This window comes from Rubrivirga marina, from assembly GCF_002283365.1.
GTDB classification, from domain to species: Bacteria; Bacteroidota; Rhodothermia; order Rhodothermales; family Rubricoccaceae; genus Rubrivirga; species Rubrivirga marina.
Window position 1 is genome coordinate 3,087,731 of record NZ_MQWD01000001.1, and the last position, 21,154, is coordinate 3,108,884.

Consider the following 21,154-nt stretch of genomic DNA (forward strand, 5'->3'; position numbering starts at 1 on the left):
AAGCGTGTGGCGTCCTGCTGTCCCGGTCTTGGACTCGTGGGGGGCGGCTGTGACAAAAAAAGCCGGCCGCCCTCCGAAGAGAACGGCCGGCGAAACGGTCCGCCTCGGTGTCGAGGCGGAGCGGGTCAGGCTAGCGGACGCGCGTCGTGCACGAGCCGTACGCCCCGAGGCTGGCCGAGACCGACTGGCCCGGGCTGAAGCCCTCGAGGAAGTACTGGTCGCGCGACGGCCCGGCCCGCTCGTAGCCGGCGGCGGCGCGGCGGGCGCTGGCCGCGATCTCCGCGCTCGAGCTTGAGGCGGCCACGTTTCGGTAGATGTCGGCGAGGCACCAGTACGCGAACCGGCCCCGGAGCGACGACGGGCGGCCGACCGACTGGGCGATCAGTCCGGCGCGGCGGTACAGGCTCGGGCCGTGGTTCGGGAAGTACTCGAGCGCCCGGTTGAAGTCGGACGACGACCCGTAGGCGCTCACGCCGCGCGAGTAGAAGAAGTCGGCGCGCTGGGCGTTCGACTGGGCGTTCGTGATGGCCCGGTTGAAGAGGTCGTTGCCCCTGCCCGACTCGCCGTCGCGGTAGGCCTGGAAGGCCAGCGCGAGGAGCGTCCGCGGGTTGTCGACCTGGCTCGTGATGACGTCGAGGCGGAGGATCTGACTCCGGATCTCGGCCACGTCCTCACCGAGCGCCTCCAATCGGTCGGGTTGCTGGAGCACGACGCCGAGGAGTTGCAAGGCCTCTTGATCCCCGATGGACCCCCCTCGGAGGTCGGCGATCAGCGCCTCGACGGCCTCGTCGGAGCCGACGGAGACGCCACCCTGCTCGGCCGGGTCGGTCTCGATGTAGTCGGCGTACTGCGTGTAGCTCTGCTGCAGCGCCGCGTCGTCGAGGGCCGCGGCGATCTGGCGGATAAACTCGGCCCGGTCCGGGTTCGGCTGCTCGGCCCCGAACTCGTCGGCTGAGGCGTTGAAGAGCTGAACGATGTACCAGTCCTCGAGGCTGTCCGGCTGGGCCTCGAACGCCCGGTTGAACGCGTCGAACTGGCGCTCGGCCGCGTCGTCGTAGTAGGCGCTGTTCTGGAAGAAGAAGAAGCCCTCGCGGAGGTCGCGGAGGTACGGGTCGTAGGCGATGTTCTGGGCCCGCATCGCCTCGACGCCGGCCGCGCGGGACGCGAGCGCCGAGTCGAGGTAGGCCACCTTCTCGGTCCGGTTGGTGGAGTCGACCTGGGCCGCGAAGTCCTCGTAGATCGAGGCCATCCGGAGGTAGTTCCGGTCGTCGGGGTCCTCGCCCGTGAACAGCGGCTCGTTCTCGAGGAGCCACGTGATGTAGGGGTAGGCCGCGCAGTAGTCCCCGTTCCGGTAGTACTCGGACCCGAGGCTGAAGTTGGCCCGCGTCGTCTCCTGGATCAGGACGTACGTGTCGGCGCAGTAGTCGCCCGGGCCGTACGCCGTCGGCGTGTCGGGCACGAACGGCGTGTCGTCGCGCGAGACGTTCCCGCCGGTCGAGGGTGGCGCGCTGCACGCGGCGAAGACGCCGAAGGCGAGGAGGAAGAGGGCGAGGCGGGTCGGTCGCATGGGCCGAGGGTGTGTCGTGTCGAGAGGGGTGAGAGTGGGGCGAGCCCCGCGGAACCTAGTCGAAGCGGCGGCGGACGAACCAGCGCTCGCCGAAGTTGAGCGTCAGCGTCCCCTTGAAGAACGTGTCACGGACGAGTACGCCCTCGGCAGAACCGCGGGTTCCGACCTCGAGCCCGAGGTCGAACCGGGCGCCGGTCAGGCGGTTTGGGACCGAGACGCCGCCGGTGAGCGCGAGCGTCGTGACGTCCTCGCCGGCCGGGGCGTAGAGCCCGTTCTCGGCGTACCCGCCGATCCGGTACGACGACCGCTGGAACACGCCCGCGCGGCGGTCCCGGCCCGCCGGCGTGATCTCGAACCCGCCGCCGACGCGGACCCGGTCGCTGAGCAGGTCGAGCCCGGTGCCCGGGTCGTAGCCGCCGACGGGCAACGAGCTGTCGAAGCCGGACCACGGCTCGTACGACGCGTCGAGCGCGGCGAGCCAACGGAGCCCCGAGAGGTAGGCCACGCCCCCGCGGACGGCGAGGGGGATCGTCACGTCGCCGTCGACGGAGAGGCTGCCGTCGGGGGCGCGGAGCGTGTCGCGGTCGAGGCTCTCGCCGAGCGTGACGGTCCGCGAGGCGTCGAGGGCCGCGGGGAGTCGGACCGAGGCGGCGACCGTGAGGGCGTCGTCGTCGGTGGCGAGGTTGCGGGCCGTGACCGCCGCGCCGAGCGTGGCGGTGATCCCGCGGAGCCGCGTCACGCGCGCCTGGCGGGTCTCGAGAAAGACGTTGTCGTCGAAGTCGGTCCGCTGGAGAAGCTCCTGCGAGCCGAACAGGACGTCGGCGGAGGCGCCGAGTTGGAGGAACGACCCGACCTTCGCGCCGACGCCGGCCGAGAGCTGCTGGAGCCCGCCGGCGCCCTCCTGGTTGAGGGTGTACGGGGCCATGTCGCCCTCGACCGAGAGCGAGTCGCGGATGGCGGCCCGGTAGTTGACGCGCGAGAAGGGGCGGTAGGCGAGCGTGACGCCGAGGCGGCCGGGGAGGAGCGGGACCCCGAGGTGGAGCGACGACAGGTCGCCCGCGGTCCCGACGCTGGCCTCGTCCGTGAGCGCGTCCTCGCCGCGGACCGTCGCGAGGCTCGCGCCCGCCGAGAACGTCGTGAGCGCCTGGTCCGACCAGAGCGCCGGGTTCGACAGGTTCACGTACGTCCCGGACCGGAGCGCCGTCGCGGCGTGGCCCAGCGCGACCGACTGGGACGACCCGAACTCGACGCGCTCGCCGAGGCCGTACAGCGAGTAGATCGAGCCGTAGTTGTTCTGCCCCTGGGCCCGCGCACCGGCGCAGACGACGAGGGCGAGGAGGAGCGCGGAGAGGCGCATGGACACGAGAGGGGTCAGAGCGGGGGACACGCGAGCGGCGCGGACGTTGCTACTCCGGCGCGGAGCCGACGAGGGTCAGCGTGAACCGCGGGCCGGGGTCGGGCTGCGACTCCGGCAGGAGGAGGGGGAAGATGTCGAGCGAGGGGATCCCCGTGACGGATCGCAACTCGTACCGCTCGAAGGCCTGCGCGGGGTCGAGGAGGAGCGCTTGCACCTGCTGTGTCAGCCCCGTCGTCGCGACGACGGTCAGCTCGCCCGAGCCATCGTACACGACGCTGTCGGAAAGCCGGACGAGCTCTTCTTCACCGTCGACCGTGCGGATGCCGTAGAGGAACGACCGGCTGGCGATCGGGCGGACGAACGCCCCGTCGCGAGCCAGCGACGCGTCCAGTGGCAGCCGGATGCGGGCCCGCGCCAGCGGGGTCGACCCGATCGGCGAGAAGTCGGCGTCGAACCGGACCGCCGCGCCGGGGCTGGCGCGGACGCCGAGCGTGCCGCTGGGCACCATCGTCGGGGCCTCGGTGGCGATTGACGAGAACACCTCGGAGAGCGGGAAGCGGACCGTGTCCTCGCCCACGACGACGCGGAGCCCGGAGCCCTCGCTGGCGAACGTGTTGAACCCGAAGACGACGCCGGGCGCCGCCACGAACGAGGCCGGCACGTCAAGCGCGAAACCCTCGAAGTCGTCGTCGAAGTCGTCGCTGAGGAGGAGGGCGGCGTTCGCGCTCACCCACGCGTCGGGCAGGTCGAACCGCCGGAGCGTGTCGGACGCGACGACGGTCGTAGTCGAGAGCACGTCGCCGGTCGCGAACAGCGTGTCGGCCGGGTAGCTCGTGTCGACCTCCCAGCTGCCCTGGATCTCGCGGAGCTCGAGCGGGAGGGCCGTCGTCGTGTCGCCGTAGGCGTAGGCGCGGTCGAGCTCGAGCCACGCGTCGGTCACGTCGCCCGCCTCGGCGTCGCCGTCGAGGGTGCTGGGCTGGAGGAGGTCGACGTAGGCGACGGCGCGGGCGTCGCCGAAGACGGGGTCCACCACGCGGCCGGCGAGCACGCGCGTCTGGATCGCCGTCGTCGTGCTGGTGGACGCGATGCCGATGGCGACCGTCGTGTCTGGGACCTCCGTGTAGGTCGTCACGGGGACCGTCCGGACGTTCGGATCGAGCTGCTCCTCGTCGATCAGGCCGAGGCCGACCCCGGCGGGGTCCTGGCAGGCGGAGAGGAGGAGGACGGCCGCGGCGGCGGCGACGGTGAATCTCACGGGGGGCGGTGTCGGTCGGGGGGACGGGGCGCCTTCCCAACGACGCCCCGCCGCGATTCGCATGAGGGCGCGCCGAAAGGGACGACGGACCTCCAGCCTAGCGAGTCTGCGAGGCGCCCGACCGGGCGGATCCTGCAAAAAAGCGACGCGGCCGGGCGTCGCTGCCCGGCCGCGTGCCGTGTGGGAGGGGCGTGGGGGCTACGCCGCGAGGGCTGGTCCGAGCGACGTGTACAGCTCGGCGGCCGTGTCGGCGACGGCCTCGGGGTCCTCGCTGAGCGTCGGCCCGGTGGGCTCGCCGTCGGCGGCGCGGTCCGAGCCGGCGTAGGCCGCGGCGTCGGCCGTGTCGAGGCCGATCTGGCGCATCGTCTTCCCGGCCCAGCCGGCCGGCAGGCCGAGGCCCTCGGCCTCCTCGGCCGTGAGCGTGTGGCTGTACCCGTCGTCGCCCTCCGGCGTGTAGACGGTCCGGACGCCCGACAGGACCTCGCTGTCGCCGAGCTCCTCCTGCAAGACGTGTGGCACGAACGAGCTGATCCAGCCGGCGGCGTGGACCACGTCGGGTCGCCAGCCGAGGTTCTCGACGGTCGAGAACGCCGCGCGCGCGAAGAAGAGGGCGCGGGCCGGGTTGTCCTCGAACACCTTCTCCGACTTCCGCTCCTGGTGGAGCCCCTTCCGCTTGAAGAAGTGGACGGAGTCCATGAAGTAGACCTGGAGCCGGATGCCCGGGATCGAGGCCACCTTCACCTTGAGGGTGTCCTTGGCGTCGCCGGCCTCGATCTCGGCACCGGACAGGCGGATGACTTCGTGGAGCCGGTTCCGGCGCTCCGACACCACGCCGTAGCGGGGCATCAGGATGCGGGGCTCGACGTCTTTGTGCTCCTGGAGCGCTTCCGGGAGGACCCGGAGAACCTGGGAGACCTCGGTGGTCTCGGAGAACGGGGCGACTTCTCCGGCGACGAACAGTACTCGCATCGATGGGGGACGGTGGGACCTCGATTCGGCGCGTGAAAACTAACTCCGTTGGGGGGGGGGCCGCCACCGTGCTCGCCGAGGCGCTCGTATCATGGTCGCTCGCCCGGCCTCCGACCCGTGACCAAAGCTCAGATCGTCGACCGTATCGCCGAGGCCACCGGCCTCACCAAACTGGAGACGGAGGCCGTGGTCGACGGGTTCATGCACACCGTCCTCGACGCCGTGTCGGAGGGCGACCGGGTCGAGCTCCGAGGATTCGGCACGTTCAAGTCCGTCGAGCGCGCGCCCCGCACGGCGCGCAACCCGCGGACCGACCAGCCCGTGCCGGTCCCGCGCCGGATGGTCCCCGTCTTCAAGCCCGCCCAGGAGTTCCGCCGCCGCGTCGAGGAGGAGGGGGCCGAGCGGCTGGTGGGTGCGGAGGACGACGCCTAGACGACCCATGCCGGCCTGCGACTCGTGTGGCGCGAGCCTCGACCCCGAGGCCACCGTCTGTGACCTGTGCGGCACGCCCGTTGCCGCGACCCCGTCGGTCTCGGCGGACCCGCCGGCCGAGTCGGTCGAGGCGGAGGGCCAGCCGCGGGCCGGAGCGGCCTGCCCCGCATGCGGCCACGTGAACCCGCCCGGGAGCCGCTTCTGCAACGCCTGTGGCGCCGACCTCCCCGTCGAAGCGCCGACCGCCACACCCGCCCCCGCGGCTCCGACGGCGGGCGAGCGGCCGTCGTCGGCCGCCGGGAAGCGCGGGCTGATGGTCGTCGGCCTCGGCGTGCTCGCCGTCGTCGCGCTCTACGGGCTGACGCTGCTCTCGCCCCGCGACGCCCCCGAGCCGGCGCCGGCCACCGAAGAGGTCGGGGAGGCCGCGCCGATTCCCGAGGGGGCCCCCCCGCTTCCGGACTCGCTCCAGGCCGCGGCCGACCGCTTCGCCGACCTGGGGACGGCAGAGGGGTGGTACGAGTCCGGCCGGTACTATCTCACGGCGGCGTTCAACACGGTCCAGACCGACCCCACGTCGAGCGTCCGCTGGGCGCGGCGGGCCATCGAGGACTTCGAGCGGAGTCTCGCGCTCGAGGAGGATCCGCAGGTCCGCGTGGCCCTCGCCGAGGCCGCGACCTTCGACCCGGCGGATCCGATGCGTCCGATCCAGGAACTCCGCACCGTCCTCGACGCGGATCCCGACAACCTCGACGCCACGTTCCTCTTGGCCGAGCGGCGCCTGATGATCGGCCGCGTCGACAGCGCACGGGTGGCGTTTGAGCGGATCGTGGAGATCGCCCCGCCCGGCGCGCCGGTTCGACAGCGGGCGGAGGCGGCGCTCGCCTCGATGGGCCCCGCCGGCGGGTGACGCGCGCCGCGCTCGGCCTCGCCGTCGCGCTTCTCGGGGGCTGCGCGCGCGACGACGGCGCCGCGCTCGTGTTCGCCGCCGCCTCCACCGTCGACGTCGTCCGACACGTCACCGAGGCGGAGACGGCCGCGGGGCGGCCCGCCTCGGTGAGCGTCGCGGCCTCCTCCGTGCTGGCCCGCCAGATCGCTCAGGGCGCCCCCGCCGACGTCTTCGTGACCGCAGATCCGGACTGGATCGACTGGCTCGTCACCCAGGGGGTGGCGCTCATCGACCGTCGTGAGGTGGCCCGTGGACGGCTCGTGGTCGTCGGCCCCGCAGACGCACCCTCGACCCGTTCCGTCGCCGACGCGCTCGCGATGGCCGAGCGGATCGCGCTCGCGGACCCGTCGCACGTGCCTGCAGGGGCCTACGCGGAGACCTCCCTCCGACGCCTCGGCGTCTGGGACGAGGTCGCGCCGCGCGTCGTGGCGGCGGGAGACGTGCGCGCCGCCGTCGCGGCCGTCGAGACCGGGACGGCGGACTGCGCCGTCGTGTACGCGTCGGACGCTCAGGCCTCGTCCCGCGTCCGGGTGCTCGCCGAGGTGCCGGAGGCGGTCACGCCGCCCATCCGCTACGAGGCGGCCCTTCTTGACCCCAGCCGCGGCCGGGCCGTCTTCGACGCGATCGTCGGAGCAGGGGACGTGTGGCGAGAGGCCGGGTTCGACCCCGCTCGCCCATGACGCCCGCCGACTGGGACGCCGTCGTGATCAGCGTGCGCGTCGCCGTCGGGGCGACGGTGTTGGCGGCCGGGCCGAGCCTCGCGCTCGGGTGGTGGCTCGCTCACCGCCGCGGCCCGTGGGCGAGCGTCGTCGAGTTCGTCGTTCTCCTGCCGCTCGTCCTTCCCCCCGTCGTCACCGGCTACGCGCTGCTGCTCGTCCTCCCGCGTGGGGTCGCGTTTACGTGGGGGGCGGGCGTCATCGCGGCAGCGATCGTCGGTCTCCCGCTGTTCGTGCAGCTCGCGCGAGCGGGCTTCGAGGCGATCGACCGCGACCTGCTGGACGCCGCCCGGGTTGACGGCGCGGGGCGGTGGGCCGTGGCCCGCGCCGTCGTCGCGCCTCTGGCGGCGCCCGCGGTCGCGGCCGGCGCCGCGCTCCACTTCGCCCGGGCCCTCGGCGAGTTCGGAGCGACGCTCGTCGTGGCCGGCAACCTCCCGGGGCGGACGCAGACGGTCCCGCTCGCGCTGTTCAGCCGGCTCAACCAGATCGGCGGCGAGGCCGCGTCGATCCGGCTCGCCGTCGTCGCCATCGTCCTCGCGGCGGTGAGCCTGGGCCTCTCCCGCGTGTTGCTCCGTCGGTGGACGATCGGGGCTGCACCGTAGCTTGGCGCGTCTGCCGCCCTCCCCATGCGCATTGCCGCCGTCGTCCTGCTGATCGCCGTCGCCAGCGGGTGCGCTGCGACCGCCCCCGCCTCGGTGGTCGCGCCGAGCCCCGCGGTGGTGGTCGCCGTCGAGCCCCCCGCGCCGCCGCCGGTCCCGGTCGCCGAGCGTCCCGAGGTGGTCGAACTCGCCCCGCTCGTCCCGCCGCCCGTCCCCGAGCGCCGCATCGAGCGGCGGTCGGTCTACGAGCAGGCGGGGGTGACCGAGTGGACCCTCGCGAACGGGCTCACGGTCGTGTATCTGCACGAGCCCAACGCCGACGTGTACCGCGCTCGCGTCCAGGCGCCGACGGGTTGGGTGTCGCTCCCAGCGTCGATGCGCAGCGTGTTCGAGGAGGGCGGCGCCGCGACGTGGGGCGGACTCCTGGCCTCAGTCGAGCCGCGGCGGCGGGTCGCCGTGGCCGAGGCTGAGACGCTGGCGGAGCTCGTCGGATCGGTCGAGGCGCTCTTTACGCGCCCCTCGGACCCGCCCGTGTCGGAGGCGATCGCGAGCGCCTTCGACCGGCCGTCTGATTTCGTCGTCGTGCTGTCGGGCCCGGTCGAGCGGGAATGGGTCGAGCCCGTTATTGCAACTGCCCTCGCACCCCTCCGCGGGCGCGACTCCGAGTTTGGGCCCCTCCTCGAGACTCCGGAGCCGATCGCGTCGGCGAGTCTCGTCGCCGAGATCAACGCCGGATGGGACGACCTCCCCGCCATCGTCTTGCTGAGCCACCTCCTGGCCGATCGGAGCGGGAGGGGAGACGCCGTTCGCCTCGACTTCGACGCCCCACGGCGAGTGGCGCACGCGCTCGTCGACCCCTCGGGGGCAGGGGCCGACGTCTTTCGCCCCGCCTCGGACGACGCGATCCGCGTGGCCCGGACCGAGAGCGCTCGTGCGGCGGCCTCTCCGGAGGGGCGGATCCTCGCGCTCGCGATCCTCTACGAGGTGCCCGGCAACGTCCGCCCGGCCCGCCCGCCGTCGGACGCGCTGACGCTCTCCGACCGGATCGAGCGTACGCCGCCCGCCCGTGTCGTCGACCTTCTCGGTCGCCTCGCCCAGGCGGCCGTCGTCACGGCCCCGCCGCCCCTCCCATCTCTCCCCGAGTGACCGTGGACCCGCTTTTCACAGACGACGAACGCGAGCGCATCCGGCTGGCCGTGGCCGAAGCCGAGACCCGGACGGCGGGCGAGATCGTCCCCTACGTGGTGCGCCAGAGCGGGGACTACGACGTCGCGACGTGGCGGGCCGCCTCTGCTGGGGCGCTCCTCGCAGGGACCCTCGCCCTCGCCGTCGCGTGGCTCAACGACGGGTGGGGCTGGGGCTGGCTCTACTCGGCCTGGGCGCTCGCACTCGTGATGGCTGGGGGGGGCGTCCTCGGCGCGTTCCTGACGCTCCTCGACCCGGTCCGCCGGGCCCTCGCGGGGGCCGAGCGGCTCGACACCGCCGTGCACCGACGCTCGGCCGTCGCGTTTCTCGAGGAGGAGGTGTTCGACACCCGCGACCGGACCGGCATCCTCCTGTTCGTGTCGCTCTTCGAGCACCGGATCGAGGTCGTCGGGGACGCGGGCATCAATGCGAAGGTGGAGCAGCACGAGTGGGAGGAGGTCGTCGACCTCATCCGCACTGGCATCCGCGGGCAGTCGTTGGCGGACGGGCTCGTGGCGGCGATCGAGAAGTGCGGCGACCTCCTTCATCGTCGCGGCGTCGCCGTCCGCCCCGACGACACCGATGAGCTTCCGGACGACGTCCGCGTGCGGGACGAATGAGGGCGGGGGGCCTCCTCGCAGTCCTCCTGCTCGCGGTGCCTGGGGCCGCAGCGCTCGACGTCCCCCCGCTCACCGGTCGCGTCGTCGACCTGGCCGACGTTCTCGACCCGGCCACCGAGGCGGCCCTGGTCGCGCGGTTGGCGGCGCACGAGGACAGCACGTCGAATCAGGTCGTCGTCCTCACGATCCCGTCGCTCGAGGGTGAGATTCTGGAGCCGTACGCGACGCGCGTGTTCCGGACGTGGGAGCTCGGCCAGGCCGACCGCGACAACGGCATCTTGCTCCTCGTCGCCGTCGCCGACCGCGAGCTCCGGATCGAGGTCGGCTACGGGTTGGAGGGCTCGCTCACCGACGCCACGTCCGGGTCGATCATCCGGGCCGAGATCGTCCCGCGGTTCCGCGACGGCGACTTCGACGCGGGCGTCGTGGCCGGGGTCGACGCGATCCTGGGAGCTATCGACGGTAGCTACGCGCCCCGGCCGCTCGCGGGTCTCCGCGACGGTCAATGGAAAGAACTGATCCTCTTCGGCGGCATGACGCTCCTCTTCGCGCCCTTCTTTCTCGTCCCGGCGGTCCTCCACGGGTTCACGTGGGAGACGGCCCGCGTGCAGACCATCACCGGCTCGGTCTTCGTCCTGTTCATGCTGGGGATGCCGCTCTTCGTCGCCACGGACTCCGCCCTGCTGACGCTCAGCATCTCGATCGGCGTTCTCCTCGTGCTTCTGCTCCTGTGCTTCCTCGCGGACCGCATTCTGGAGGCGAACCCGAAGCTCCGTGCTTGGCGGGAGCACTGGCAGAAAAAACAGGCCGCGTTCAAACGGGCGCGCTCCCGTGGGGCCACGACGGTCGTCGTCGATGGTCGGCCGTACTCCGTCCCGACCTCGTCGTCGTCGGGCGGGTTCAGCGGCGGTGGGGGCTCGTCCGGTGGCGGCGGCGCCTCGGGGAGCTGGTGACGGCCGTCTCGGTCGGTATGTGACCGAGGCAGACTGGCCGGAGCTACAGCGCCTCGATGCGGAGGAGCGTGCCGTCGACGTCGCGGAGGTAGATCGCGGCCGGCGTTTCGGTGTACCGGATGCCCTGGAGGTCGAGGCGGGCGCGGAGGAGCGTGACGGTCCGCCGCGGCATCCCGAAGGCGAGCTCGTGCACGCCGCGGGCCGTCTCGTCGTCGGACTCGACGAGCTCGAAGACCTGGTGGCCCTCGGCGTCGAGCATCTGGGCCCGCGGCTGCGCCGTCATCGGGTGGACGCCCAGCCCGCCGAGCGTCAGCCCCAGGGCGGTGACGTAGAAGTCGAGCGCCTCGTCGAACCGCGTCGTGCGGACGCAGACGCTGCGGAGCCAGATCGCGGAGCTCGGCTTGCGGAGGGCGCGCTCGGCTTGGCGATACGCGGAGTCGAGCGTGGCGGAGGTGGGAGACATGTGGCGGGCGTGCCGGGGAAAGAGAGTGATCGACGCACAGTCTCCTCCACCGGTTATGCCAGCGTTTCTCCGACCCGTTCACCGCGCGCTGGTGGAACGATCCCGCCCAGATCCTCTGGCCTAAAACACGGTGCCTCCGTCGACGGATGCCTGCCTAGGCTCCGGAGAGCGGTCGGGGCCCGTCATCGTCCCGATCCAGCGACGACAGTCGGCGTCGATCCCGAGGGCGTGGGGCCCACCCGTGACGCCCGGTGCGTCGAGGCCCGTCGCGTCCAGGGAGCTGGGCCCGGTCAGGCTGCACGCGGTGAGTACGAGAGAGCAGACCCGAACGAGAGCGGCACTCATTTAGGGGCGGTGAGACCGTCCAACGCTCGCCCTCGGGTCTCCGACCGGCGTCCCCTCCGCAGGGGAGCCCACCCCGCTCCGCCTCGCCGCCGAGGCGGGCGGGGCTACATGAACCCCAGCGTCAGCCGGGCCTCGTCACTCAGCATCTCCATCGAGTACGACGGCACGAACACGAGGTCGATCTTCGCGTGCGCCACGCCCTCCAGCGCGTTGACGCCCTGCTCGACCTCGGCCGGCAGCGTCTCGGCGGCCGGGCAGTTCGGCGCCGTCAGCGTCATCTTGACCGTGACGTCCTTGCCGTCGGCCTCGGGCGCGTCCTCGATGGTCCAGCCGTAGATCAGGCCGAGGTCCCAGATCGGGACGGGGATCTCCGGGTCGTAGATGGTCCGCATGACCTGGACCATGCCGTCTTCGAGCTCGGAGAGGTCGTCGGCCTCGCGGCCGTCGCGGAGGAAGTCGCGTTCCATGGGTCGTTGGACGTGCGGGGTGAAACGTGGAGCGTTCGACGCCGCACGTTCCACGTGTCTACTTCAGCCGCTCGGCGATGCGGGCGTCGAGGTGGTCGCGGACGGCCTCGATCGGCACCATCTCGACCACGTCGTGGGCGAAGGCGTAGAGGAGCATCGCCCGCGCGTCGGCCTCGGAGACGCCGCGGCTGCGGAGGTAGAAGATGTGCTCGGGCTCGATGGCGCCGGTCGTCGAGCCGTGCGAGCACTTGACGTCGTCGGCGTAGATCTCGAGCTCCGGTTTCGAGTAGTGGTGCGCGTCGGGGCTGAGGACGACGCCCTGGCTCTGCTGGTAGGCGTTCGTCTGCTGGCCCTCGCGCTGGACGAACACCTTGCCGTTGAAGACGCCCGTGCCCTGGTCGTAGATGATGCCCTTGAACAGCTCGTTCGACTCGCAGCCCGGGGCCACGTGGTCGATCAGCGTGTTCGTGTCGACGTGCTCGGCGCCGTGGCAGATGTAGAGTCCGCCGATCGTCGCGTTGCCGCCCTGGCCGGCCGGCACCATCACGGAGTTGTTCCGGACCGTCCCGGCCGCGAACGTGAACGTCAGCGTGGAGACCGTCGAGTCGCGCTCCTGGTAGCTCTGGACGTGGGTGACCGCGTTGGCGTCGTCGCCCTCGTCCTGGATCCGGACGTGCGTGACGTTCGACGCAGGGCCGGCCACGATCTCCGTGAGGTCGTTGCGGAACGTCGGCGCGTCGCCGCGGACGACGTAGGTCTCGATCACCTTGACCTCGGCGGTCTCGCCGACCACGAGGAGGTTGCGGCCCTGCACGAACGTCGGCCCGTCGGCCGTGAGGACGTTCACCACGTGGATCGGCCGCTCGACGGCGACGCCGCGTGGGACGTGGAGGTAGACGCCGTCCAGCGAGAGCGCGGCGTTGAGGGCCGCGAACGCGTCGCGCTCGACGCGGACGTGGGCGCCGAACGTGTCGGCGAGGGCGTCGGGCGACTGGCGAGCCGTCTGGGCCAGCGACGCGACCGTCACGCCCTCCGGCAGCCCGCCGAGGTCCGAGGCCTCCGCGTCGAACCGGCCGTTGACGATCACGACTCGGACCGCGTCGAGCCCGTCGATCCGGGCCGCGGCCAGGTCCGCCTCGGTCGCCGAGGCGGGGGGGGCGGGGGCGTAGTCGGGCTTGAGGGCCGGGCGGAGGTCGGTGTACTTCCACGCCTCGTCGCGCGTCGACGGCAGGCCGGCGGCCTCGAACGCGTTCTTCGCGGCGGTGCGGCGGACGGCGAACGGGTCGGGCGCGCCGTCGCCGGAGAACGCGCCCTCCAGCGCCTCCGTCGCGTGGCGGAGCAGGGCGGGGGCCTTTTCGAGGTCGATCATGGGGTGGGGGATGGGGTAAGGGTGAAGAGCGAGGGGCTCGTCGCCCCCCACGCGTCACTCGTTACGCCGCGGGGGCAGCTTCCTCGATGAGCCAGTCGTAGCCCTTCACTTCGAGCTCCTCGGCCAGCTCCGGACCGCCGGACCGGACGATGCGGCCGTCGACGAGGACGTGCACCTTGTCCGGCGTGATGTAGTCGAGGAGGCGCTGGTAGTGCGTGATGAGCACGAACGCGCGGTCCTCCGAGCGGAGCTTGTTGACGCCGTCGGAGACGACCCGGAGCGCGTCGATGTCGAGGCCGGAGTCGGTCTCGTCGAGGATCGCGAGGCGCGGGTCGAGCATGGCCATCTGGAAGATCTCGGCCCGCTTCTTCTCGCCGCCCGAGAACCCCTCGTTCACCGACCGCTGCGTGAGCTTCGGGTCGAGGTTGACGAATGCGGCCTTCTCGCGCATCAGCTTGATGAAGTCGCCGACCGGCAGCGGCTCCTGCTTCCGGTGCTCGCGGACCGAGTTGACGGCCGTCCGGAGAAACTGGTGCGTGCTCACGCCGGGGAGCTCGACCGGGTACTGGAACGCCAGGAAGAGGCCCTCGCGGGTCCGCTCCTCCGGGTCCATCTCGAGGAGGTCCTCGCCGTCGAACTCGACGGAGCCCTCGGTGATCTCGTAGTCGTCGCGGCCGGCGAGGACGCTGGCGAGCGTCGACTTGCCGGACCCGTTCGGGCCCATGATGGCGTGGACCTCGCCCGAGTTGACGTCGAGCGAGAGCCCCTTGAGGATCTCGTGGTCCTCGACGGAGACGTGGAGGTTGTGGACGGAGAGGAGAGACATGCGTCGTTCGGAGTGCGGCGCCCGCGTCGGGCGCTCGTTCGGGAGAGTCGTTGAGTCGGTCCGCCTCGGCGTCGAGGCGGACGGGGTCGGCTAGCCGACGGAGCCTTCGAGCTGGACCGAGAGCAGCTTCTGGGCCTCGACGGCGAACTCCATCGGCAGCTTGGCCAGGATCTCCTTGGCGTAGCCGTTGACGATGAGGTTCAGGGCGTCCTGCTCCGAGATCCCGCGGGCCTGGCAGTAGAACATCTGGTCCTCGCCGACCTTCGAGGTGGTCGCCTCGTGTTCGACCTGGGCCGTCTCGTTGTGGATCTCGATGTACGGGAACGTGTGGGCCCCGCACTGGTCGCCGATGAGGAGCGAGTCGCACTGGCTGAAGTTCCGCGCGTTCGCCGCCTTCTTGTTCACGCGGACGAGCCCGCGATACGAGTTGTTGGACCGGCCCGCCGAGATGCCCTTCGAGATGATCGTGCTCCGGGTGTTCTTGCCCAGGTGGATCATCTTGGTGCCGGTGTCGGCCTGCTGGAAGTCCTTCGTGAAGGCGACCGAGTAGAACTCGCCGACGGACCCGTCGCCCTTGAGGATGCAGGACGGGTACTTCCAGGTGATGGCCGAGCCGGTCTCGAGCTGGGTCCAGGTGACCTTCGAGTTGCGGCCGGAGCAGAGGGCCCGCTTGGTCACGAAGTTGTAGACGCCGCCCTTGCCCTCGGCCGAGCCGGGGTACCAGTTCTGGACCGTCGAGTACTTCACCTCGGCGTCGTCGTGGGCGATGATCTCGACGATGGCCGCGTGGAGCTGGTACTCCTCGCGCATCGGGGCCGTGCAGCCCTCCATGTACGAGACGTAGCCGCCGTCCTCGCAGACGATCAGCGTCCGCTCGAACTGGCCCGTGTTGGCCTCGTTGATCCGGAAGTAGGTCGAGAGCTCCATCGGGCAACGGACGCCCTTCGGGATGTAGCAGAAGCTCCCGTCGGAAAACACGGCCGAGTTGAGCGCGGCGTAGAGGTTGTCCGTGTAGGGGACCACCTTGCCCATGTTGGCCTTGACCAGCTCGGGGTGCTCCTGGACGGCCTCGGAGAAGGAGCAGAAGATGATGCCCTGCTCGGCGAGCTCCTTCTTGAACGTGGTCCCGACCGAGACGGAGTCCATCACGGCGTCGACGGCGACGCCGGCGAGGGCGGCCTGCTCCCGGAGCGGGATGCCGAGCTTCTCGAAGTCCGCCAGGATCTCCTCCGGCACATCGTCGAGCGAGTCGTACTTGGCCTTCGAGCCCGGCGCGGCGTAGTAGTACGCGTTCTGGTAGTCGATCTCCGGGACGTTGAGGTGGGCCCAGTTGGGCTCCTTGCCCTCGTCGAGGAGCTTGAAGAAGTGCCGGAGCGCCTTCAGCCGGAACTCCAGGAGCCACTCGGGCTCCTCCTTCTTCATCGAGATGAACCGGACGATGTCCTCCGAGAGGCCCTTCGGGGCCTTCTCGGACTCGACGTTCGTGGTGAAGCCGTACTTGTAGCCCTGCTCGGCGACGTCCTCGAAGAAATCGTGCTCTGTGTAGGTCGGCATGGGCGGTAGATCGTGTCCGGAGCGAACCGGGCGTAGAGGGGGCTGTTCCACCAAGACGGGGCGAACCGGGCCAGTCGCACGTCGGTCCCGATGAACCCCGTCCGAAGTCGGATCGGGGGGGGAGGTACGAAGTTCGGGTCACTCGCCGTCTCCTGCCCGGCTGAGGGGTGAAACGTCCCCGAAGGCCTGGTGTCACAGCCCCCCTTCACTATGACCGAGTCTCTCCCGTTCGCCATCACCGAGCGCGCCCGCCAGCGGCTGGCATCCGTCGCCGTCGCCGAGGGCGTCGACCTTGGTGAAACGTTCCTCCGGGTCGCCGTGGTACCCGGCGGCTGCTCGGGCCTGACCTACGACCTCGGCTGGGACACCGTCGCCGGCCCGGCCGACGAGACCGTCGAGGTCGACGGGCTCCGCCTCGTGCTCGACCCGCGTTCGCTTGTGACCGTCGAGGGCACGACGCTCGACTTCACGGATGGCCTCGAGGGCAAGGGCTTCCACTTCGACAACCCCCAGGCTGTTCGGACGTGCGCTTGCGGCGAGTCGTTCTCGCTGTGAGAGGACCGCTCGTCGTCGTCGTCCTCGTCGGCCTCGGTGCCTGCGCCGATGACCCCGGTGCGTCGGCCCCGACCGTCCCGAACCCGACGGCTTCCGAGACGGTCAACCCCGCACCCGGCCTCGAGGCCGACGCGATGGCGCCGGCCGTCCAGGCCTCCGACCCGACGAGCGCCGACGCGGCGACCGACCGGCTCCTCGCCTACATCGGCGCCCACGCCGAGGGCTCTGCCGAGGCGGACACCTTCTGGGCGCCCGAGGGGCTCCCAACGGGCGCCGACGTCTCGACCGAACCCTTCCGCCAGTCGGGTCAGCGCGTGGCGGGAGCGACCGTCGACGAGCCGAGCCGGCCGGAGGGCGCAGCGGGATCGGTCTACGTGACGGTGCCCGCGACGCTCGTCGTCCGCACCGAGGAGGGGGCGACGGAGACGGTCCGTCTGGCGTACACACTCCGCAGAGTCAACGACATACCCGGTGCGGAGCCGTGGTCGCTCCGGTGGCACATCGATCGCGTCGAGGCCGTCCGGCCCTAGAAGCCGTCGCTACAAAGAAGCCCGCTGGCCTTACGGGGCCAGCGGGCTCAAGGGTGGGACGTGGGACGGCACGTCATCACCTGTGCCCAATGAACGGCAGATACGGGAAACGTGTGCCCCGTCTGTCACGCTTTGGACCGTCTTCACGACACGTGTAGGGAATCCCTGATCAGGGGGTGTCGTGAACCACTAAAACAACGGCGCAGTGAACGGCTTCGGTCACTATCTGGAGATAGTGTGAACTGGGCGGGCTCGGTATCCTCTCGGCCCTAACCAGGCATCGCCGGGTCGTTCATTCATCGAGTGGTCCACGTGATCCTGTCGCCGGGGACGAGTCCGATCCGACGGGAGTAGCCCGCCGGGACCTCGACGACGAACTGGGCGGGACCCTCGGAGAGCACGTTGTCGAAGGAGTACGGTGTCGTGTTCTCCACCACGTTGAGGAGCGTCGAATCGGCCCCGTAGAACTGGATGTCGAGCGACCGCGGCGTGTTCGCCATGTAAAACGCCTGGTCCTCCGCGGCGGGGAAGACGAACAGCATCCCCGTGTCGTCAGGAATCTCGCTCCGCTGCATCAGCCCTCGGCTCCGGGTCGAGTCGGTGTCGGCGATCTCGATGTCGATCGTACGGAGCGTGTCGGTGCCGCGAACGAAGCTCAGGGTGCCCTCGATGTCGAACGGAATCGAGGCCCGAGAGCTGGGCGCTGGCTGCGGCTCGTCGGGCTCGGGACAGCCACACAGGACGAAGGCCAATACGAGAAACGGGATGGCGCGCATGGACTCAGGGGGGGACACCCGAAAACTAGCCCACGAGCCGCAAGGCCACGGCGTCGGCGACCGCGGCGCCCTCGACGGTGAGGCGGACCCGCCCGGGGCGGACGTCGACGAGGCCTGCGCCTTCGAGCGCCGCCAGTTCCGCGCGGCGGTCGGTGAGGAGGTCGACGCCGTAGTCTCGTTCGAGGACGTCGAGGTCGAGCCCGTCCACGAGGCGGCGGAGGCCGAGGAGGACGGCCTCGTCGGCGAGTTCGTCGGGGCCGATCTGCTCGCGCCACTCGATGGGGCTCTCGCCCCCGAGGAGGAGACCCTGCCAGCGCCCGAGGTGGGCGACGTCGGCCCAGCGCCAGCCGCGGCTTCGCGTCTCGCGCCAGAACGAGTGCGCGCTCGGCCCGAGCCCGAGGACCGTCTCGTGCGCCCAGTAGCTCTGGTTGTGCTGGCTCCGGTGGCCGGGTCGGGCGAACGAGGAGATCTCGTAGTGCTCGAAGCCCTGGCCGAGGAGGTACTCGTGCGTGAACAGGTAGCGCTCACGGAGCGTCTCGTCGCCCTCGGGGACGACGCGGCCGAGCGCCACCATCTTGTGGAGGGGGGTCCGCTCTTCGACCGTGAGGCTGTAGGTCGAGACGTGAGCCGCGCCGAGGCGGACGGCCTTCTGGAGGTTGGCGCCCCAGTGCTCGAACGGCTGATCGGGCACGCCGAAGATGAGGTCGACGGAGACCTCCCCGATCGCGGCCACGGCCGCCTCGACGCCGGCCTCGGCCTGCGCGGCGTCGTGGGCCCGGTTCATGAACACGAGGTCGTCGTCGAAGAACGACTGGACCCCGAGCGAGAGCCGCGTCACGCCGAGGGCGCGAGCCGCACGGAGCCAGTCGGCGCCCTCCGGTCCGACCAGGTCTTCCGGGTTGGCCTCGACGGTCACCTCCTCGAGGGCCTTCGTGTCGAAGTGGCCGTGCGCCGCGCCGACGACGGCCGCCAGCGCGTCGGGCGTGAGGAGCGACGGCGTCCCGCCGCCGAGGTAGAGCGTCCGTAGCGGTGCCTTCCCCTGGTACTCATGGCCGAGGCGCTCGGCCTCGACTTCGATCGCCCGAGTGAACGGCCCCTCGTCGCGGCGCGTCGTGGTAAAGTAGAAGTCGCAGTAGACGCAGCGCTGCGAGCAGAAAGGGACGTGGATGTAAAGGCCAGCCAAGGCATGCTCGATATTCAGGGCCCCCTGTACCGCCGACCCCCACCATGGGTGCCCTCGCCGACCGAGTCATCGTCGCCGCCGAACGTCAGACCGGCTGCGAGATGCCGTACCTCCGCACGCTCGCGGACGCCTCCGGCGGCGCCTTCGCCCGGTGGATGCTGGCCATGCCCGCGGCCCAGTTCCGCCAGCGGGCGCCCCGCGACGCCTGGCACCTCGCCCGCCTCGGCGCGACCGTCGCCCAAGACTGCGGGACGTGCGTCCAGATCGTCGTGACGGTCGCCCAGCGGGACGGCATGTCGGTGACGACGCTCCGCCAGGCCCTCGATGACCCCGGCGCGCTGTACGACGACGCGCGTGCCGCGTACGCGTTCGGCTTCTCCATCTCCTCCCAGGCCGACGACGTGGCCGACCGGGTCGCCGAGGTGGAGGCCCTGTTCGGCCACGAAGCCCACGTCGAGCTAGCGATGGCCGTCGCCACCTGCCAGCTGTTCCCAGTCCTCAAGCGAGGGCTCGGCCAGTCCTTGGCGTGTTCACTGGTGACGATCGAGATGGAGTGAGGGCGCGCGAATCGGGCGGATTGCGGGGCGCGGAGTCCTTACCCTGAGGCGTCCCCCCGACCGATCTCGTGCTCGACTTCGCCCGCCTCGCCGGTCAGATCTCCGACTTCGCGACGTACCGCGTGCAAGAGGACCGCGCCCACGCCGGCCGCCTCGACCGTGCGCTCGCCGCCCTCGACGACTGCGCGCCGACGTGGGAAGCCCTTCGCGACCGCGCCACGCACGCGACGGGCGGCCCGCTCCGGGCGCTCCCCCGGACCCGCCCCGACGAGAGCCATGCCTGCGGCCCCCGTCCGGCGACCGTGACCGTGGTCGCGACGGATGGCTCCCAGATCTTCCCGGACCGCCACGTCGACCCGGCGTGCTACCTCCTCAACGTCGGGCGCGTCGCGATCCACTACGGCACGCTCGACCCGCCGCTCATCCGCGCCGAGCCGACGCTCCGCTACCGCCAGCAGGACCTGGCCGATCTTGCGGACGATGACGCCGAGGCGTCCCCGCTCGACCTCACGTCCGAAGTCGTGTCCGCGCTCCGCGACGAGCTCGAACTCCGCTGGCTCTTCGACACGGCCGACGAAGAGCGCCGCAGCGGCCGCGACGTCGTCGCGATGGCCGACGGGACGCTGATCCGGTGGATGCTCCGCGGGATGAAGAACCGCCGCCTCGAGACCCAGCTCCTGAGCCGCTACGTGGCCGAGCTGGACCGCTTCCGCGGGGCCGGCATCCCCGTGTGCTCGTACGTCTCGCGCCCGGCCAACGCCGAGGTCGTCAACCTCCTCCGCCTCCACCGCGACGAGCCCGACTGGGACGTCTCACCGGACTCGATCCGCGGGGTGCAGGACCGGCACGTGTTCGCGTCACGGCTCGAGGTCGGCGAGCGGTCCGCGGTGTTCCTCTCGCGGAGCGAGGTGCTCAAGCAGTACGGCGATCACCGGATCGTCGCGTTCTACGTCCACGGGTGCGCCGAGGTGGGCCGGGTCGAGATGCCGGAATGGGTGGCCGACGTGCCCGGCTGGCTGGACCTGATCCATGCCGTCGTGCTCGACCAGTGCGAGAAGGGGGGAGGGTACCCGATCATCCTGCAGGAAGCCCACGAGCGGGCCGTCGTGCGGGCCCGCGAAAAGGACGTGTTCTACCGGATCCTCGCGCGGCAGGCTCGGGGCGCGGGCGCCGAGGCGGGGACGTACTCCGGCAAGGCGGCCTCGAAGCGCGCGCCGCGCGTCTGACCGTCCGTACGTCCCGATCTTCTGAGGGCGTGCGCCTCGGGCGTCCAGTTCTGTCCTCCACCTCCCGCCCCATGTCCGTTCCCGTCGCCGAAGTCATCGCGTCCAGCACGCGCGAGATCGTGGCCGAGGTCTACGCCGAGGCGGAGACGCCCGCGTTCGGGTCGTGGGTCGAGATCGAGACCGACGACGGGACGGTGCTGTACGGCCTCGTCAGCCACGCCGAGACGGGCAGCGTCGAGCCCGGCCGCCAGGCCGTCGCCCTCGGCGCCGACTACGACCGCGACCGGATCCGCCGCGAGATGCCCCAGATCCTGGAGCTCGTCCGCACGACGGTGCGCGCCCAGGTCCTCGCGTATTGGGACGGCCAAGCGCGGGTCGACGGCCGGCCCCACGTGCGGCAGACGCTCCCGCCGCGGCCGGCGGCGCTCCACGACCGCGTCCGCCCGTGCGGCCCCGACGCCGTGGCCGCGCTGGCAGCGCCCTTCGACGTGCTCCGGACGCTCGCGCGGCACCCCGACCCCGCGGTGCCCGCCGACGACCTCCTCGCCGCCGTGCTCCGCAACCTCCACGCCGCGCACGGGGGAGGGGACGACGGGGAGACCATCCTCGTCGAGGCCGGCCGCGCGCTCGCCCGGCTGCTCGACGACGACCACGAGCGGCTCCAGTCGATCCTCCGGCGCGTCCGATGACCGCGGCCCCCTCCG

General features: G+C 71.4%; 23 protein-coding genes. 12 read left to right on the forward strand and 11 right to left on the reverse strand.

What is annotated here, in order from left to right:
- Positions 1 to 130: 130 nt before the first annotated feature.
- From BSZ37_RS12945 to BSZ37_RS12960, 4 genes are all read right to left on the reverse strand, one after another.
- Positions 131 to 1,567 carry a hypothetical protein gene (locus BSZ37_RS12945; RefSeq protein WP_095510950.1) on the reverse strand — a complete coding sequence of 479 codons (1,437 nt, stop codon included), beginning with the start codon at positions 1,565 to 1,567 and terminating at the stop codon, positions 131 to 133.
- Positions 1,568 to 1,622: 55 nt separating this feature from the next.
- Positions 1,623 to 2,924, reverse strand: coding sequence for a hypothetical protein (locus tag BSZ37_RS12950; RefSeq protein ID WP_095510951.1), 1,302 nt, complete (start codon positions 2,922 to 2,924; stop codon positions 1,623 to 1,625).
- A gap of 49 nt (positions 2,925 to 2,973) precedes the next feature.
- Positions 2,974 to 4,179, reverse strand: a complete 1,206-nt coding sequence (locus BSZ37_RS12955; protein WP_095510952.1) for a hypothetical protein — start codon at positions 4,177 to 4,179, stop codon at positions 2,974 to 2,976.
- Between the two features lie 198 nt (positions 4,180 to 4,377).
- Positions 4,378 to 5,148 (reverse strand): glycogen/starch synthase, encoded by a 771-nt coding sequence (locus BSZ37_RS12960; protein WP_095510953.1) that lies wholly within the window; start codon positions 5,146 to 5,148, stop codon positions 4,378 to 4,380.
- A gap of 117 nt (positions 5,149 to 5,265) precedes the next feature.
- Here BSZ37_RS12960 and BSZ37_RS12965 point away from each other — a divergent pair, with 117 nt between their 5' ends.
- Genes BSZ37_RS12965 through BSZ37_RS12995 form a run of 7 tightly spaced genes read left to right on the forward strand, consistent with a single transcriptional unit; the run spans position 5,266 to position 10,599 of the window.
- Positions 5,266 to 5,580: an HU family DNA-binding protein gene (locus BSZ37_RS12965; protein WP_095510954.1), complete on the forward strand. Its 315-nt coding sequence runs from the start codon at positions 5,266 to 5,268 to the stop codon at positions 5,578 to 5,580.
- A 7-nt stretch (positions 5,581 to 5,587) separates the two neighbouring features.
- Complete coding sequence (locus tag BSZ37_RS12970) at positions 5,588 to 6,487, forward strand: zinc-ribbon domain-containing protein (RefSeq protein WP_095510955.1); 900 nt, start codon at positions 5,588 to 5,590, stop codon at positions 6,485 to 6,487.
- Positions 6,484 to 7,206, forward strand: coding sequence for a molybdate ABC transporter substrate-binding protein (gene modA / locus BSZ37_RS12975; protein WP_095510956.1), 723 nt, complete (start codon positions 6,484 to 6,486; stop codon positions 7,204 to 7,206). The genes BSZ37_RS12970 and modA overlap by 4 nt, the downstream gene beginning before the upstream one ends.
- Positions 7,203 to 7,844 carry a molybdate ABC transporter permease subunit gene (locus BSZ37_RS12980; protein ID WP_095510957.1) on the forward strand — a complete coding sequence of 214 codons (642 nt, stop codon included), beginning with the start codon at positions 7,203 to 7,205 and terminating at the stop codon, positions 7,842 to 7,844. The genes modA and BSZ37_RS12980 overlap by 4 nt, the downstream gene beginning before the upstream one ends.
- Before the next feature lie 24 nt (positions 7,845 to 7,868).
- Positions 7,869 to 8,987 carry a hypothetical protein gene (locus BSZ37_RS12985; protein ID WP_095510958.1) on the forward strand — a complete coding sequence of 373 codons (1,119 nt, stop codon included), beginning with the start codon at positions 7,869 to 7,871 and terminating at the stop codon, positions 8,985 to 8,987.
- 2 nt (positions 8,988 to 8,989) lie between these two features.
- The gene (locus BSZ37_RS12990) at positions 8,990 to 9,646 is read left to right on the forward strand and encodes a TPM domain-containing protein (RefSeq protein WP_095510959.1); all 657 of its coding nucleotides are present in this window, start codon (positions 8,990 to 8,992) and stop codon (positions 9,644 to 9,646) included.
- Between the two features lie 35 nt (positions 9,647 to 9,681).
- Positions 9,682 to 10,599 (forward strand): TPM domain-containing protein, encoded by a 918-nt coding sequence (locus BSZ37_RS12995; protein WP_179299629.1) that lies wholly within the window; start codon positions 9,682 to 9,684, stop codon positions 10,597 to 10,599.
- A 43-nt stretch (positions 10,600 to 10,642) separates the two neighbouring features.
- On the opposite strand, the gene BSZ37_RS13000 is transcribed toward BSZ37_RS12995, so the two are convergent.
- The 5 genes from BSZ37_RS13000 to sufB all read right to left on the reverse strand — a co-directional run bounded on the left by BSZ37_RS13000 (position 10,643) and on the right by sufB (position 15,623).
- Entirely contained in the window at positions 10,643 to 11,062 is a 420-nt protein-coding gene (locus BSZ37_RS13000; RefSeq protein ID WP_095510961.1) for a VOC family protein, read from the reverse strand.
- 449 nt (positions 11,063 to 11,511) lie between these two features.
- Positions 11,512 to 11,874: an iron-sulfur cluster assembly protein gene (locus BSZ37_RS13010; protein WP_095510963.1), complete on the reverse strand. Its 363-nt coding sequence runs from the start codon at positions 11,872 to 11,874 to the stop codon at positions 11,512 to 11,514.
- Between the two features lie 58 nt (positions 11,875 to 11,932).
- Positions 11,933 to 13,243, reverse strand: a complete 1,311-nt coding sequence (sufD, locus tag BSZ37_RS13015; RefSeq protein WP_095510964.1) for a Fe-S cluster assembly protein SufD — start codon at positions 13,241 to 13,243, stop codon at positions 11,933 to 11,935.
- 61 nt (positions 13,244 to 13,304) lie between these two features.
- A complete protein-coding gene (gene sufC / locus BSZ37_RS13020; RefSeq protein WP_095510965.1) occupies positions 13,305 to 14,069 on the reverse strand; it encodes a Fe-S cluster assembly ATPase SufC in 765 nt (254 codons plus the stop codon).
- A gap of 90 nt (positions 14,070 to 14,159) precedes the next feature.
- On the reverse strand, positions 14,160 to 15,623 hold the full coding sequence (gene sufB, locus BSZ37_RS13025; protein ID WP_095510966.1) for a Fe-S cluster assembly protein SufB: 1,464 nt from the start codon (positions 15,621 to 15,623) through the stop codon (positions 14,160 to 14,162).
- A 210-nt stretch (positions 15,624 to 15,833) separates the two neighbouring features.
- On the opposite strand from sufB, the gene BSZ37_RS13030 reads away from it, so the two are divergent.
- Complete coding sequence (locus BSZ37_RS13030; RefSeq protein ID WP_095510967.1) at positions 15,834 to 16,178, forward strand: HesB/IscA family protein; 345 nt, start codon at positions 15,834 to 15,836, stop codon at positions 16,176 to 16,178.
- Positions 16,175 to 16,708, forward strand: coding sequence for a hypothetical protein (locus tag BSZ37_RS13035; protein ID WP_095510968.1), 534 nt, complete (start codon positions 16,175 to 16,177; stop codon positions 16,706 to 16,708). Before BSZ37_RS13030 ends, BSZ37_RS13035 begins: the two co-directional genes overlap by 4 nt.
- 296 nt (positions 16,709 to 17,004) lie before the next feature.
- Here BSZ37_RS13035 and BSZ37_RS13040 read toward each other — a convergent pair whose 3' ends face one another.
- Together BSZ37_RS13040 and hemW are read right to left on the reverse strand one after the other, a co-directional pair.
- A complete protein-coding gene (locus BSZ37_RS13040; protein WP_095510969.1) occupies positions 17,005 to 17,484 on the reverse strand; it encodes a DUF192 domain-containing protein in 480 nt (159 codons plus the stop codon).
- Between the two features lie 25 nt (positions 17,485 to 17,509).
- Positions 17,510 to 18,667, reverse strand: coding sequence for a radical SAM family heme chaperone HemW (hemW, locus tag BSZ37_RS13045; protein WP_095510970.1), 1,158 nt, complete (start codon positions 18,665 to 18,667; stop codon positions 17,510 to 17,512).
- A 44-nt stretch (positions 18,668 to 18,711) separates the two neighbouring features.
- Between hemW and BSZ37_RS13050 the strand changes: the two genes are divergently transcribed.
- The 3 genes from BSZ37_RS13050 to BSZ37_RS13060 all read left to right on the forward strand — a co-directional run bounded on the left by BSZ37_RS13050 (position 18,712) and on the right by BSZ37_RS13060 (position 21,139).
- Positions 18,712 to 19,224: a hypothetical protein gene (locus tag BSZ37_RS13050; protein ID WP_095510971.1), complete on the forward strand. Its 513-nt coding sequence runs from the start codon at positions 18,712 to 18,714 to the stop codon at positions 19,222 to 19,224.
- Between the two features lie 68 nt (positions 19,225 to 19,292).
- A complete protein-coding gene (locus BSZ37_RS13055) occupies positions 19,293 to 20,450 on the forward strand; it encodes a DNA double-strand break repair nuclease NurA (protein WP_095510972.1) in 1,158 nt (385 codons plus the stop codon).
- A gap of 71 nt (positions 20,451 to 20,521) precedes the next feature.
- Complete coding sequence (locus BSZ37_RS13060) at positions 20,522 to 21,139, forward strand: hypothetical protein (RefSeq protein ID WP_095510973.1); 618 nt, start codon at positions 20,522 to 20,524, stop codon at positions 21,137 to 21,139.
- Positions 21,140 to 21,154 lie beyond the last annotated feature (15 nt).